A 14,708-nucleotide genomic window follows, 5' to 3' on the forward strand; every position below is an offset into this window, starting at 1 on the left:
GGCTGCCGGCGCCATCACTCGAGCACAGCGGCATCCGGCTCGTCGCGCTCCGCGATCTCCCTGGCCTCCTGCTCGAGCGGATCCTGGATGCCCGCGAACTCCTCGTCGAGCTCCGTCGCCGCCTGCTCGAACTGGGCGTTGTAGAGCCGGTAGTACGCACCCTTCGCCGCGATCAGCTCCTCGTGCGTGCCCTGCTCGACGATGTCGCCGTGCTCCATCACGAGGATGAGGTCGGCATCACGAATGGTCGACAACCGGTGGGCGATCACGAACGACGTGCGCCCCTGCCTCAGCGCGTTCATCGCGTGCTGCAGCAGCAGCTCCGTGCGGGTGTCTACCGAGCTCGTCGCCTCGTCGAGGATGAGCACGCTCGGCTTCGCGACGAACGCGCGAGCGATGGTGATCAGCTGCTTCTCGCCCGCCGACACATTCGATGCGTCCTCGTCGAGCTCGGTGTCGTAGCCGTCGGGCAACGAGTGCACGAAGCGGTCGACGTAGGTCGCCTCCGCCGCCTGATGGATCTCGTCGTCGGTGGCGTCCGCACGCCCGTAGCGGATGTTATCGCGGATGGTTCCGGCGAACAGCCAGGGGTCCTGCAGCACCATTCCGGTCTTAGCGCGGATGTCATGCCGGGTGAGGTCGGCGATGTTCTGCCCGTTCAGCAGGATGCGCCCGCCGTTCAGCTCGTAGAACCGCATGATGAGGTTCACCAGCGTCGTCTTGCCCGCGCCGGTCGGCCCCACGATCGCGACCGTCTGGCCGGGCTCGACCCGGAACGAGAGGTCGGTGATGAGCGGCCGGTCGGGACTGTACGAGAACGACACGTGGTCGAACTCGATCGTGCCGTCGCCGTCCGCGGGCGCCGGCGCATCGACGGCGTCGGGCTCCTGCTCCTCCTGGTCGAGCAGCTCGAACACCCGCTCCGCAGATGCCGTACCGGACTGCACGACCGCCGCCATGCCGCCCAGCTGCGACAGCGGCTGCGTGAACTGCTGCGAGTACTGGATGAACGCCTGCACGTCGCCGAGGCGAAGCTGGCCACCGGCGACCATGAGCGCGCCGAGCACCGCGATGCCGACATAGGTGAGGTTCCCGATGAACATCATGGCCGGCATCATCGTGTTCGACAGGAACTGCGCCTTGAACGATGCCTGGTAAAGCTCTTCGTTCTCGGAACGGAATGCCGCCCGCGAACTCTCCTCGCGGCCGAACACCTTGACCAGCGCGTGACCGGAGAACGACTCCTCGACGCGGGCGTTCAGCCGCCCGACCTTGCGCCACTGAATGCCGAACGCCTTCTGCGAGCGCGGACCGATGACGCCGAAGATCACCCCCATCAGCGGTAGCGCGACCAGCGCAACCAACGTGAGCTGCCACGAGATGGACAGCATGAGGATGAGCACGCCGAGCACAGTCAGCACGCTCGTGATCGCACTGGACAGCGACTGCTGCATCATCTGCGTGATGTTGTCGATGTCGTTCGTCACCCGCGAGATGAGCTCACCACGCTGCACCCGGTCGAAATAGCTGAGCGGCAGGTCGTTGATCTTCGCCTCGACCTGCTCGCGCAGACGCCACATGGTGCGCACCATGATCACGTTGATGATGTAGCCCTGCAGCCATCCGAGCACCGACGAGGCGCAATAGAGGGCGAGCACTATGACGAGCACCTGGCTCAGCCGCACGAAGTCGACGCCGTGCCCCGGGTCGAGGTTCTGCATGGCCTGCACGATGTTCGCCAGGTCATGCTGCCCTGAGCGATTGAGGCCGTCGACGATCTGCTGCTTCGTGGCACCCGCGGGAAGTTGCTTCGAGATGACGCCCTCGAACAGGATGTTCGTGGCCTCGCCGAGCACCTTCGGTGCGATGACGGTGAGCACGACGCCGATGGCGCCAAGAACCGACGCGAAGACGAATGCCACTGCGTTCGGCTTCAGCAGGCCGATGAGCCTGCGGAATGACGGCCCGAAGTTGGACGCCTTGCCCGGCGCGACTCCACCGCTCCAGTCGTCTGCACTCAGCCTGGCCTGCTCAGCGAGCTCCAGCTCGAGCTTCTCCTCTTGCGTGAGCTCCTTCGGCACAGCGTTCTTCGCGGCCCGGTCCTTCGCGGTCTTCTGGGCGGCGCTCATCGTCCTGCCTCCACTCCGAGCTGGGATTCCACGATCTCTCGATAGGTGTCGTTCGATGCAAGCAGTTCGTCGTGTGTGCCAAGGCCCACCATGCGGCCGTCGTCGAGCACGACGATGCGGTCGGCATCCGTGATGGTCGAGACGCGCTGCGCGACGACGACCTTGGTCACCTCGGGGAGCTCGCGCCACAGTGCCTGCCTGAGGCGGGCATCCGTCGCCAAGTCGAGCGCGGAGAACGAGTCGTCGAAGACGAGGATGCGCGGCCGGTGCACGATCGCTCGCGCGATCGCCAGCCGCTGTCGCTGCCCGCCCGACACGTTCGTACCGCCTTGCGCGATTCTGGCGTCGAGGCCGCCCTCCATCTGGGCGACGAAGTCGCTTCCTTGGGCGATTGAGAGGGCTCGCCACAGCTCGTCGTCTGTGGCGTCCTCACGTCCGAACCGGAGGTTCGAGGCGACGGTGCCGGAGAAGAGGAACGGACGCTGCGGCACGAGCCCGATGGTCTGCCAGAGCGACGACAGGTCCGCCTCGCGCACGTCGACCCCGTTGACCTTGGCGGCACCGTCGGTGACGTCGAACAGCCGCGGAAGCAGTGAGATCAAGGTGGTCTTGCCCGCGCCGGTAGATCCGACGATGGCCACGGTCTCTCCGGGGCTCGCCGTGAAGCTGATCCCGGAGAGCACCGGATGCTCGGCTCCCGGGTAGGTGAACGACGCATCCGCCAACTCGACGGTTCCCGGTGCAGGGAAGTCGGAGACGGCGCGGTCGGACCTTTCCAGCGACGAGTCCGTGTCGAGCACCTCGCTGATGCGCTCGGCGGAGACCGCGGCGCGCGGAATCATCATCGTCATGAAGCTCGCCATCATCACGCCGGAGAGGATGATCATCACGTACTGCATGAACGCGAACAATGTTCCGATCTGCACCTCGCCCGAGTCGACCTTGACACCGCCGAACCAGATCACCCCGATCACCGTCACGTTGAGGATGAGCATGACCGCGGGGAACAGCAGGACGAAGAGCGACCCGACCTTGCGGCCGACGACCATGATGTCGGTGTTCGCATCGCGGAAGCGCTCCTCTTCGATGGGCTCGCGCACGAACGCCCGAACCACCCGGATGCCGGTGAGCTGCTCGCGCATGACGCGGTTCACCGCGTCGAGCTTCTTCTGGTAGCTGCGGAACAACGGCACCATTCGGCTGATGATGAGTGCCGCGACGATGAGGAGCACGGGAACGGCGACGGCGATCAGCCAGGACAGGCTGAGGCTCTGACGCAGCGCGAGGATGATGCCGCCGATCGCCAGCAGCGGCGCCGAGACGAGGAACGTCGCCGACATCATGGCAAGCATCTGCACCTGCTGCACGTCGTTCGTGTTCCTGGTGATGAGAGACCCGGGACCGAACGAGGAGACCTCGCGCTCGGAGAACGCGGAGACCCGGTCGAAGATCTGGTCGCGGATGTCTCGCCCCGCCCGCATCGCGGCCATCGCCGCGAAGTAGGTGGCGATGACCGAGGTGACGATCTGGCCGAACGAGATGACCAGCATCAGCGTGCCGGTGCGCCAGATGTAGCCGGTGTCGCCCTTGGCGACGCCGTTGTCGATGATGTCGGCGTTGAGGCTGGGAAGGAAGAGGCTGGCGAGGGCCGACCCGAACTGGAAGACCAGCACGCCGACCAGAAGCCATTTGTACGGCTTCAGCGAACGGACGAGAAGTTTGAACAGCACAGAAGACTCCGATGGATGCGTTGCGTCGGCAGGCGGTGCGTGGCTTTGCCGGAGGGATCGTTACATTGTGGGGCATACCGCCGACATCGCGGTACGCGTTCTGTTGTCAGCGGAATCGAGCGCGGTCGAGCCACGGACGAACAGTGCCGGCTCGCGATATATCGCGAAACCTCGAACACGATATATCGTGAGCGGGCCAGCCGCAAGCACCTTCTCGGAATCGCTCTCAGCACGCTCTTTCGAGAGCACCTCCCGGGCACGCCGGAGTGGTGCTCAGAACATCGATCGCACACGTGCGAGCATGACCGCGTGCCACTGGACTTCACCGCCATCGACTTCGAAACCGCGAACTCCAGCAGCGCGTCGGCGTGTTCGGTGGGTCTCGTCAAGGTGCGCGACGGCCGCGTCGTCGACACGGCGAGCTGGCTGATCAAGCCGCCGCCCGGGCACGACGCGTTCCTGGAATGGAACATCCGCATCCATGGAATCCACGCGTGGGATGTGACGGATGCCCGTGGCTGGCCGGAGCAGTTCGCCGACCTCATCGACTTCGTCGGGAACGACGCCTTCGTCGCACACAACGCAGGCTTCGACATGGGCGTGATCCGCGGTGCGTGCGCGGCCACGGGCATCCCTTGCCCCGGCTACGACTATCTCTGCAGCCTGCAGGTCGCACGCAAGACGTACTCGCTCGACTCGTACCGCCTCCCCATTGCGGCGATGGCCGCCGGATTCGAGGGCTTCAACCACCACGAGGCGCTGGCCGACGCCGAAGCCTGCGCCGCCATCATCGTGCACGCGGCGGGACGACACGGCGCTCGCTCACTGGAGGAGCTGGCCGCCAACGTGCCGGTGCGCATGGGCCACATCGGAGATGTCGCAGCGGCGGCCTGAGCCCGCGCCGTACGACCTCCCCGGTTTGTGATCGCGGCTTCGCCAGGCCAGACGCGGCGCGATCGTGATGTGATCGCGGCTTCGCCGCTCAACATCCTCAATCGGCCTTGCCATGGATGCGAGCATCCACGGCAAGGCCTCAATCGGATGTCAGTGGCCGCTGGGAGCATGGACGCATGGACGTTCTCTTCCTCATCATCGGCCTTCTCGTCGGGGGTGCAGCCGGCGTGTTCGGCGCCCTCGTCTATGGCAGGCGGGGCGTGCACGAACCGGCGGCGGCCGAGTCTCCTGAGGTGATCGCCGCGCGGCACGCGATGGAGCTGGCCGAGGTGCGGGCAGAGGAGCATACGGCGCAGGCGGCCCTCCGCGAACAGCTCGCGGCCATGGCGGCGACCGCCGACGGACTGCACGAGAGCATCCGGCGCCAGCAGCAGCAGTACGAGGAGCTGGCCGAGCGGCAGCGTCAGGAACTCGCCGCACAGCGTGAACGCGAACATGCCGAGAGCAAGGTGCTCCAGGCGCTCGCCCCGGTGCGTGAGTCGCTGCAGGGCATGCAGAAGAAGGTGGCCGACCTCGAGGAGCAGCGCAGCAGGCAGCACGGCGAGCTCGCCCAGCAACTGAGGTCCGCATCGGAATCCGAGGAGCGGCTGCGCGGCACCGCCGAAGCGCTGGCCTCCGCGCTGCGCTCGAACAGCACGAGGGGCGTCTGGGGCGAGACCCAGCTGCGCAGCGTCGTCGAGGCCGCAGGGCTGCTGGAACGCGTCGACTTCGATGTGCAATCGAGCATCAGCTCGGACGCCGGCGCTGGCCGGCCGGACATGGTCGTGCACCTTCCGGGAGGCAAGAACATCGCGGTCGACGCGAAAGCGCCCTTCAACGCATTCCTGGAGGCGAGCCAGATTCCGGCGACAGCCACGGGCGAGGAAGCCGCACGACGCGCCGCGCTCATGAAGCAGCATGTGAAGGCCGTGCGCGATCACATCACGACGCTCGGCAGCAAGGCGTACTGGGCCGGTCTGGATGCCTCGCCCGAGATGGTCATCGCGTTCATCCCCAGCGAGTCGCTGGTCTCCGGGGCGATGGAGGCCGATCCCACGATCATGGAGTTCGCGTTCGGCAAGCGCGTGGCACTGGCATCCCCCGTGACGCTGTGGTCGGTGCTCAAGACCGTGGCGTTCAGCTGGCAGCAGGACGTGCTGACGCAAGACGCGAAGCTGCTGTTCGACCTGAGCCGCGAGCTGTACTCACGTCTGGCCACGACGGCTGCGCACATCGACAAGCTGGGCCGCTCGATCAAGGGCACGGTCAACGATTACAACAAGTTCGTCGGTTCCCTGGAGAGGCAGGTGCTGCCGTCGGCGCGCAAACTCGGGGCACTCGACGAGTCGAAGGTCATCCCCTCGCTCACCGGCCTCGAGGAGTCGCCGCGCGAACTGACGGCGTTCGAACTCGTCGGTGCGCTGGAGTCCGAGCCGGAATCCGATGACCGGCCGGCGGAACCGATCGCCATCGGCGATCGTCGGCGCTGACTGGGTCCTGCCGAGCGCTGGTCACCACCACTTCGAGACGAGGTGCTCCGCCGAGATGCGGCGTACCGTGCCCGAGGTGGAGCGGAGCACGATGCTGCTGGTGCGGATCAGCGGACCCTCACGACGCACGCCGTCCACGAGGCCGCCGTCGGTGACGCCGGTCGCCACGAAGATCGTGTTGTCGCCGGCCACGAGATCCTCCAGCTCGTACACCCGCTCGGGGTCCAGCCCGGAAGCGAATGCCCGCTCGCGCTCTTCCTCGTCTCGGGGCGCTGGACGCGCCTGCATGAAACCACCGAGCGCCTTGATTGCGCACGCCGTTGTGATGCCCTCAGGGCTTCCGCCGATGCCGATGCACGCATCGATGCGCGAGTCGTGGCGGGCCGCGTTGATTCCGCCGGCCACATCGCCGTCGAGCATGAGGCGCGTGCCTGCCCCGGCTTCCCTGATCTCCTCGATCAGCTCGGTGTGACGAGGCCGGTCGAGCACCGCGACGCGCAGCTCCCCGATGTCCTTGCCGAGCGCGTCGGCCAGCGCACGCAGGTTCTCCCCCACCGGCTTGCGGATGTCGACGACACCGGCGCCCTCGGGTCCCGTCACGATCTTGTCCATGTAGAACACACCGGAGGCATCCAGCATCGTGCCGCGATCGCTCACCGCGATGACGGAGAGGGCATTCTGCCGGCCGGCAGCCGTAAGCGACGTGCCGTCGATCGGATCGACGGCGATGTCGCACGCGGGCCCGCGCCCGGTGCCGACGTGCTCGCCGTTGAAGAGCATCGGCGCGTGGTCCTTCTCGCCCTCACCGATCACGACGACGCCGTCGAAGTCGACAGTGGACAGGAAGGCACGCATGGCGTCGACGGCGGCGCCGTCCGCATCGTTCTTACGTCCCTTGCCGATCCAGGGGGTGGCCCGGATGGCCGCGGCCTCTGTGGCACGCACCAGCTCGAGCGCGAGGTTGCGGTCCGGTCGCAGCACCGCCGTTCGGTGGGCTTGCTCGCTCGTGGCGGCATCCTCTGCAGGTCGATCGATCAGGTCGCTGGGCACGAGCGCTCCTTCGTTTGTTGTCGATTTCAACGCTAGGAGTAGATCGACTCCCGCCCGACCGGTGAAGTGGCGAATGAATTGGGATTCTTCACAGCTCGTGAACTGGCGTGCACGACGGCCCCGCCGCCCGCGCCGAGGCGGTCCCCCGCACTCGTTAGACTCGTGGCGAATCCGCCCCTGCTTCATGAGGAGACGTCATGCCCATCGCGACCCCGGAACAGTACGCCGAGATGCTCGATCGCGCGAAGAAGGGCGGCTTCGCCTACCCCGCGATCAATGCCTCCTCGTCGCAGTCGATCAACGCCATCCTGCAGGGACTCACCGAGGCGGGGTCCGACGGCATCATCCAGGTCACGACCGGCGGCGCCGACTACTTCGCCGGCCACACCGTGAAGGCGCGTGCGACCGGAGCCCTCGCGTTCGCCAGGTTCGCGACGGAAGTGGCGAAGAGCTACCCGATCACGGTGGCACTGCACACCGACCACTGCCCGAAGCCGGCGCTCGAGGACTTCGTACTGCCCCTGATCGCGGCATCAGAAGAAGAGGTCAAGGCGGGACGCAACCCGATCTTCCAGTCGCACATGTGGGACGGCTCGGCTGTGCCGCTCGACGAGAACCTCGAGATCGCGCAGGAGATGCTCAAGCGCACTCGGGCGATCAACGCCATTCTCGAGGTCGAGATCGGCGTCGTCGGCGGAGAAGAAGACGGCGTCAAGCACGAGGGCACGAACGAGGCGCTGTACACCACGGTGGGCGATGTGACCAAGGCTGTCGAGGCGCTCGGGCTCGGCGAGAACGGCCGCTACATCGCGGCGCTGACGTTCGGCAACGTACACGGCGTGTATAAGCCGGGCAACGTGAAGCTGCGCCCCGAGCTGCTCGGCGAGATCCAAGAGGGCATTCAGGAGCGGTTCGGCACCGGCCCGAAGCCGCTCGACCTGGTCTTCCACGGCGGCTCCGGGTCCAGCGACGAGGAGATCGCGCAGGCGGTCGCCAACGGCGTCATCAAGATGAACATCGACACGGACACGCAGTACGCATTCACTCGATCCATCGCCGGGTACATGTTCGAGAACTACTCGGGGGTGCTCAAGGTCGACGGCGAGGTCGGAAACAAGAAGCAGTACGACCCTCGGGCCTGGGGCAAGGTCGCCGAAACCGCCATGGCCCAGCGCGTCATCGAGGCCACGCAACAGCTCGGCTCGGCCGGTCAGTCGCTCTCCGGCAAGTAACGATCAGCATCGATTCAGGGGCGTCGGCTGGAAGCCGGCGCCCTTCAATCACAGATGCTGCATGTAGGCCAGGAACGTCGGGTCGTGCAAGAACAGGATGAGATAGCCGACGACATTCACCAGGCTCGCCAGGACGCCCGCCGCCAGCGGGATCCAGAACGCGATCCGGCCGCGCAGCATCGCCCAGCTGGACAGCCCGGCCGCCACGACCCACAACGCGAGGAACGCGATCGCGACGACGTCGGCGACCGTCCCGGAGAGGGGTGTCACGACGTAGTCACCGGTCAGTCCCATGCTGTGGTAGGCACTGTCGATCTGGCCGGCGATGCCGTCGCGTCCGGCGATCGTGGTGATCACGTTGAAGAGGCCGAGCACAAGCAGCGCGATGGTGACCACCCGGTCGGCCGGGTGCCGGAGCACGGCCGGAGCGTCGGAAGGACGTTCGGCATCCGGTTGCTGCGGAGGGGTGAAGCGTTCCGCCGCATCGGGATGAAGCGGCGACGCCTGCGGAGCGTACGCGGGATGCTCGTCGGGCGGCGCGTAGTGCGGGTTCGTCTCCGGCGCCTTGATCGCAGCACGCTGCTCCTCCGGCGTCGCGTACTCGCCGTACTGCGGCCGGGGACGGGAGACGGGATCGCTCATCGGGCTCGTCCTCCGAGAGCGCGGGCATCCTGCGTTCCGGTCTCGTCTCGCCGCAGCTCCTTCGGCAGCGAGAACATGAGGTCCTCCTCGGCCGTCTTGACGATCTCGACGTCGCGGTAGCCGGCATCCGCCAGATCGTCGAGCAGCTCCTGCACGAGCACCTCCGGCACCGATGCCCCGCTCGTGACGCCGACGGTTCTCACGCCCTCGAGCCACTCCTGCTCGACCTCGCTCGCGTAGTCCACACGGTGCGCGGCCTTCGCCCCGTTCTCCAGCGCCACCTCGACGAGCCGGACGGAGTTGGACGAGTTCGCCGATCCGACGACGAGGACGAGGTCGGCCTCCTGCGCCACCTTCTTGATGGCGACCTGGCGGTTCTGCGTGGCGTAGCAGATGTCGTCGCTCGGCGGGTCGGCGAGGTTCGGGAAGCGCTCGCGCAGGCGGCGCACGGTCTCCATCGTCTCGTCGACGGACAGCGTGGTCTGCGACAGCCACACCACACGCTCCGGATCCCGCACCCGCAGGCCGTCCACGTCGTCGGGGCCGTTCACCAGGGTGACGTGCTCCGGCGCCTCGCCTGCCGTGCCCTCGACTTCCTCGTGCCCGGCGTGGCCGATGAGCAGGATCTCGTAGTCGTCACGAGCGAACCGCACGGCCTCGCGGTGCACCTTGGTGACGAGCGGGCAGGTGGCGTCGATGGCGCGCAGTCCACGATCGGCGGCCGCCTGTACGACGGAGGGCGCGACTCCGTGCGCACTGAACACGACGTGAGCACCCTCCGGCACCTGGTCGACGTCGTCGACGAAGATCGCACCGCGCTGCTCGAGCGTCGAGACGACATGGATGTTGTGCACGATCTGTTTGCGCACGTAAATAGGTGCGCCGTAGCGCTCGATCGCCTTCTCGACGGCGATCACGGCTCTATCCACACCCGCGCAGTATCCACGGGGTGAGGCCAGCAGAACCCGTTTGCGTCCGACCACCGGGTTATCCTTGAGCCTGCCCCGAACGCCGGGAACGCGCGGCATCGCCAGGTCGATAGTCGTGTTGCTCACGGTACTCAAGCTTAGGTCGACAACAGTGGAGGGAACTGAGCGTGCCGGATGCCCTGCCCACGGTCGAAGCGCCGTGGCCGGTCGCCATTCTGGCCGGCAAGCTCCGCGACTACATCGACCGGCTCGGAAGCGTCTGGGTCGAGGGCGAGATCACGCAGTGGGGTGTTTCCGGCGGGAACGTCTACGGCAAGCTCAAGGACTGCGAGGCCGATGCGACGATCTCGTTCACGATCTGGTCGTCCACCCGTTCCCGTATTCCGGCCGACCTGAAGCAGGGCGACCGGGTCGTTGCCCTGATCAAGCCGAACTACTGGTTCAAGGGCGGCACGCTCACGATGCAGGTCTACGACATGCGTCATGTCGGACTCGGCGACCTGCTGGAACGGCTGGAACGGCTGCGCGCTCAGTTGCGTGAGGAAGGCCTCTTCGAGCAGAGCCGTAAGAAGGCCCTCCCCTTCCTGCCGCACTGCATCGGGTTGGTGACCGGCAAGGACTCCGACGCAGAGAAGGATGTTCTGCGCAACGCGCAGCTGCGCTGGCCTGCGGTGCGTTTCCGGGTGCGGCACGCCGCCGTACAGGGCGACCGGTCTGCGGGCGACGTCGCGGCGGGCATCCGTGAGCTCGACGCCGATCCCGAGGTCGACGTGATCATCGTCGCGCGGGGTGGTGGCGACTTCCAGAATCTTCTTCCGTTCAGCGACGAGAACCTCGTTCGCACCGCGGCCGGTTGTGCCACACCGCTGGTGAGCGCGATCGGGCACGAGAACGACCGGCCGATCCTCGACGATGTCGCCGACCTGCGAGCGTCGACGCCGACGGATGCCGCCAAGCGGGTCGTCCCCGATGTCGCAGAAGAACTGCTGCGCGTGCAGCAGGCATCGATGCGCATGACGACGAGAGTGACGGCGTTGCTCGCCCACGAGATCGACCGCATCGCCCAGTTGCGGTCGCGCCCCGCCCTGTCGTCCCACGACTGGATCGTCGCGTCCCGCGCCGAAGACCTCACTCGCTACGTCGCCCGCGGTACTGAGCTGGTCGATCGTTGCGTCGAGCGTGCGGAGAACACGACCCGTGAGCTGTCCGTGCGCCTGCGTGCTCTTTCGCCGCAGAGCACCCTCGACCGTGGATACGCGATCGTGCAAGGCCCAGACGGTGTCGTGCGCCGCCCCGAGGATGCTCCGACCGGCTCCGAACTCCTGGTGGCGCTGGCGGAAGGGCGCCTCCGCGCGACTTCCCTTGGCGAGCATCCTTCGCACGTCGGTGACCTGGGCCGCGATGCGTCCACAGAAGCACCCGTCGGTCGTCGTTCCCCAGCCGCGAAGGCACCCAGCCCGTCTGCGGCGACCCGCTCCTAGGATGGAAGACATGCCCTCCGACTCCACCGCACTCGACTCTGCAGCGTCAGGATCCCCAGCGTCCGGCACCGATGCCGGCACGGCCGACCTCAGCTACGAGCAGGCGCGGGACGAGCTGATCGGCGTGGTGTCCCGGCTCGAGCAAGGCACGTCCACCCTCGAGGAGTCTCTCGCACTGTGGGAGCGCGGCGAAGCCCTCGCGCGGCGCTGCGAGGAGTGGCTCATCGGGGCCAAGGCGAGGCTCGATGCCGCGCGGGCGGGCGTGGATTCTTCGGCGAGTTCGGACGCACCTCGAGAGGATCCGTTCTAGCGGTCATGGCAAGGAACGAACATCCGATCGTCGCCGAGCTCGGCCGGCCGGAGACGCCGGACGAGACGGCTAGGCGCAAGGCACAGACATCCGCCGATCACCGGCGACGGCAGACCGTCAACAACCTGATCTACTCCCTGCTGGCCACCCTTGCTCTCGTCGTCGTGATCGTGCTCATGGTGCCGCGACCGACACCAGACGCGGTCAAGAACGTGGATTACGTGAAGATCGCACAGCAGGGCGCGGGCACCGAGCCCGACCCGCTGATCACACCGAAGCTGCCGTCGGACTGGAAGTCGAACTCCGCACAGCTTCGCCAGCAGACCAGCGACCGCGTCGACGAGTGGTACATCGGATTGATCACGCCTTCACAGCAGTACATCGGCATGGTTCAGGGGTTCCGCGCGAATGCGACGTGGCTGTCCGGTCAGGTGGCGAATTCGAACCCGGTCGGCAGCACGACGGTCCACGGCGTGAAGTGGAGCATCTACGACAACCGGCAGTCCAGCCGCGATGTGGGCAACGTGCAGTACGCGCTGTCCGCGGTCGAGGGCGCGAGCACCGTGGTGCTGTACGGAACCGCGGACACCCAGGAATTCACCCAACTGGCGGATGTCGTCAGCCGGCAGCTCGCCTCCGACGCGAAGGAACATGGATGACCGACAGCAGACCTGCGGATGCCTGGAAGCAGCTGAAGGAGGGCAACGAGCGATTCGTCGCGGACCGCCCGCAGCACCCCCGGCAGGACGCTGAGCGCCGCGCGGAGACGGCAGGCTCACAGGCCCCGGTCGCCACGATCTTCGGATGCAGCGATTCTCGTCTGGCGGCCGAGATCATCTTCGACCTGGGGCTCGGCGACGCGTTCGTCATCCGCAACGCGGGTCAGGTCATCTCGGAGTCGGTCCTCGGCTCGATCGAGTACGGCGTCGCGGTGCTCCACGTGCCCCTCCTCTTGGTTCTCAGTCACGACAGCTGCGGCGCAGTCCGTGCCGCGATCGATTCCGCAGCACCGGATGCAGACAGGCTCCCACCGCACATCGCCGACCTCATCGCTCCGATCGTTCCCGCTGTGCGGAGAGTCGCGGGCGAGGTGGTGGACCCCTCGTCCGTGGACTCCACGGAGGTGGGACGCGAGCACGTGAAGGACACCGTCAGCGAGTTGCTTCGTCGCAGCGAACTCGTCGCGCAGGCCGTCGCCGATGGCGAACTCGCCATCGTCGGTGCCAACTATCGCCTCAGCGATGGCACGGTGTCCTCGCACCTCGTCGTCGGCGAAATCTGACAACGCGAAGACCATCAAGCGCTCAGGCGACACAACGACAAAGGGATCCCAAGGAATGGACAGCCAGATGCCCTCAGAGACGGACGACTTCCGCATCGAGCACGACACGATGGGCGAAGTGCGGGTACCGCGCAACGCGTTGTACAGTGCCCAGACCCAGCGAGCCGTGGAGAACTTCCCGATCTCGGGCTCGAGGCTGGAGTCCGCCCAGATCGCAGCGCTCGCCCGGATCAAGAAGTCCGCGGCCCTGGCGAACGCGGAGCTCGGCGTGCTCGATGCCGAGGTGGCCGACGCCATCGCGGCCAGCGCCGACGACGTGATCGCCGGCCTTCACGACGACGAGTTCCCGATCGATGTGTACCAGACAGGCAGCGGCACATCGTCGAACATGAACATGAACGAGGTGCTGGCGACTCTGGCGTCCCGCCGCCTCGGCCGGCCGGTGCACCCGAATGACCACGTCAACGCGTCACAGTCTTCCAACGACGTGTTCCCGACTTCGGTGCACATCGCCGTCACCGGTGCGCTCATCGATGACCTGATCCCCGCCCTCGACCACCTCGCCGTCGCATTCGAGGAGAAGGCGGAGCTCTGGAAGGATGCCGTCAAGTCCGGCCGCACGCACCTGATGGATGCCACGCCCGTCACCCTCGGCCAGGAGTTCGGCGGCTACGCGGCGCAGATGCGCCTCGGCATCGAACGTGTGCAGGCGGCGCTCCCCCGCGTCGCCGAGGTGCCCCTTGGGGGCACGGCCGTGGGCACCGGCATCAATACGCCCGCCGGCTTCCCGCAGCTGGTAATCCGGTTGCTCACGCAGGAGACGGAGCTGCCGATCACAGAGGCACGCAATCACTTCGAGGCGCAGGCGAACCGCGACGGCCTTGTGGAGGCATCCGGTGCCCTTCGCACGATCGCCGTCGGTCTCACGAAGATCTGCAACGACCTGCGGTGGATGGGCTCGGGACCGAACACGGGACTCGGCGAGCTGCACATTCCCGATCTGCAGCCTGGATCGTCGATCATGCCTGGCAAGGTCAACCCGGTCATTCCGGAGGCGACTCTGATGGTCGCCGCACGGGTCATCGGCAACGACGCCACCATTGCATGGAGTGGCGCATCGGGTGCGTTCGAGCTCAACGTCGCCATTCCGGTGATGGGCACGGCGCTGCTGGAATCCATCAGGCTGCTCTCCAATGCGACCCGCGCCCTCGCCGACAAGACGGTTCGCGGGCTCGAGGCGAACATCGAACGAGCACGCGCTCTGGCGGAGTCGTCGCCGTCGATCGTCACTCCGCTGAACAAGATCATCGGCTACGAAGCGGCCGCGAAGATCGCGAAGCACTCGGTGGCGCAGGGCATCACGGTGCGTGAGGCGGTCATCGACCTCGGCTTCGTGGAGCGCGGCGAGATCACGCTCGAGCAACTCGACACGGCGCTCGACGTGCTCAGCATGACCACCCCGCCTACCGCCAAGTAGGTCTGCGAAGCCTGACGTGGACC

Annotated in this window: 13 protein-coding genes; 8 read left to right on the forward strand and 5 right to left on the reverse strand. The window is 66.7% G+C overall.

From position 1 onward, the window contains the following. Window positions 1-14 precede the first annotated feature (14 nt). A complete protein-coding gene (locus ACYVII_RS10190) occupies window positions 15-2,129 on the reverse strand; it encodes an ABC transporter ATP-binding protein (protein WP_460534540.1) in 2,115 nt (704 codons plus the stop codon). Further along, entirely contained in the window at window positions 2,126-3,859 is a 1,734-nt protein-coding gene (locus ACYVII_RS10195; protein ID WP_460534542.1) for an ABC transporter ATP-binding protein, read from the reverse strand. Before ACYVII_RS10195 ends, ACYVII_RS10190 begins: the two co-directional genes overlap by 4 nt. Window positions 3,860-4,168: 309 nt before the next feature. Between ACYVII_RS10195 and ACYVII_RS10200 the strand changes: the two genes are divergently transcribed. Beyond that, entirely contained in the window at window positions 4,169-4,753 is a 585-nt protein-coding gene (locus ACYVII_RS10200) for a 3'-5' exonuclease family protein (protein WP_460534544.1), read from the forward strand. Between the two features lie 176 nt (window positions 4,754-4,929). Beyond that, window positions 4,930-6,282, forward strand: a complete 1,353-nt coding sequence (locus ACYVII_RS10205; RefSeq protein WP_460534546.1) for a DNA recombination protein RmuC — start codon at window positions 4,930-4,932, stop codon at window positions 6,280-6,282. A gap of 21 nt (window positions 6,283-6,303) precedes the next feature. Here the strand turns inward: ACYVII_RS10205 and glpX are convergent, their stop codons facing one another. After that, window positions 6,304-7,263 carry a class II fructose-bisphosphatase gene (glpX, locus tag ACYVII_RS10210; RefSeq protein ID WP_460534823.1) on the reverse strand — a complete coding sequence of 320 codons (960 nt, stop codon included), beginning with the start codon at window positions 7,261-7,263 and terminating at the stop codon, window positions 6,304-6,306. A gap of 266 nt (window positions 7,264-7,529) precedes the next feature. On the opposite strand from glpX, the gene fbaA reads away from it, so the two are divergent. Beyond that, window positions 7,530-8,564: a class II fructose-bisphosphate aldolase gene (fbaA, locus tag ACYVII_RS10215; protein ID WP_460534548.1), complete on the forward strand. Its 1,035-nt coding sequence runs from the start codon at window positions 7,530-7,532 to the stop codon at window positions 8,562-8,564. Between the two features lie 48 nt (window positions 8,565-8,612). Here the strand turns inward: fbaA and ACYVII_RS10220 are convergent, their stop codons facing one another. Beyond that, window positions 8,613-9,206, reverse strand: a complete 594-nt coding sequence (locus ACYVII_RS10220) for a DUF6264 family protein (RefSeq protein WP_460534550.1) — start codon at window positions 9,204-9,206, stop codon at window positions 8,613-8,615. Beyond that, window positions 9,203-10,234, reverse strand: a complete 1,032-nt coding sequence (locus ACYVII_RS10225) for a 4-hydroxy-3-methylbut-2-enyl diphosphate reductase (RefSeq protein ID WP_460534825.1) — start codon at window positions 10,232-10,234, stop codon at window positions 9,203-9,205. The genes ACYVII_RS10220 and ACYVII_RS10225 overlap by 4 nt, the downstream gene beginning before the upstream one ends. A 62-nt stretch (window positions 10,235-10,296) precedes the next feature. Between ACYVII_RS10225 and xseA the strand changes: the two genes are divergently transcribed. The 5 genes from xseA (at window position 10,297) to ACYVII_RS10250 (ending at window position 14,685) form a co-directional block, all read left to right on the forward strand. Continuing rightward, window positions 10,297-11,616 carry an exodeoxyribonuclease VII large subunit gene (gene xseA / locus ACYVII_RS10230; protein WP_460534827.1) on the forward strand — a complete coding sequence of 440 codons (1,320 nt, stop codon included), beginning with the start codon at window positions 10,297-10,299 and terminating at the stop codon, window positions 11,614-11,616. A 10-nt stretch (window positions 11,617-11,626) separates the two neighbouring features. Further along, on the forward strand, window positions 11,627-11,926 hold the full coding sequence (locus ACYVII_RS10235) for an exodeoxyribonuclease VII small subunit (protein WP_460534552.1): 300 nt from the start codon (window positions 11,627-11,629) through the stop codon (window positions 11,924-11,926). Between the two features lie 5 nt (window positions 11,927-11,931). Next, complete coding sequence (locus tag ACYVII_RS10240) at window positions 11,932-12,585, forward strand: DUF4245 domain-containing protein (protein ID WP_460534554.1); 654 nt, start codon at window positions 11,932-11,934, stop codon at window positions 12,583-12,585. Further along, window positions 12,582-13,208, forward strand: a complete 627-nt coding sequence (locus ACYVII_RS10245) for a carbonic anhydrase (protein WP_460534556.1) — start codon at window positions 12,582-12,584, stop codon at window positions 13,206-13,208. The genes ACYVII_RS10240 and ACYVII_RS10245 overlap by 4 nt, the downstream gene beginning before the upstream one ends. Before the next feature lie 67 nt (window positions 13,209-13,275). Next, entirely contained in the window at window positions 13,276-14,685 is a 1,410-nt protein-coding gene (locus tag ACYVII_RS10250; RefSeq protein ID WP_460534558.1) for a class II fumarate hydratase, read from the forward strand. Window positions 14,686-14,708 lie beyond the last annotated feature (23 nt).

Source organism: Humibacter ginsengiterrae, assembly GCF_054780115.1.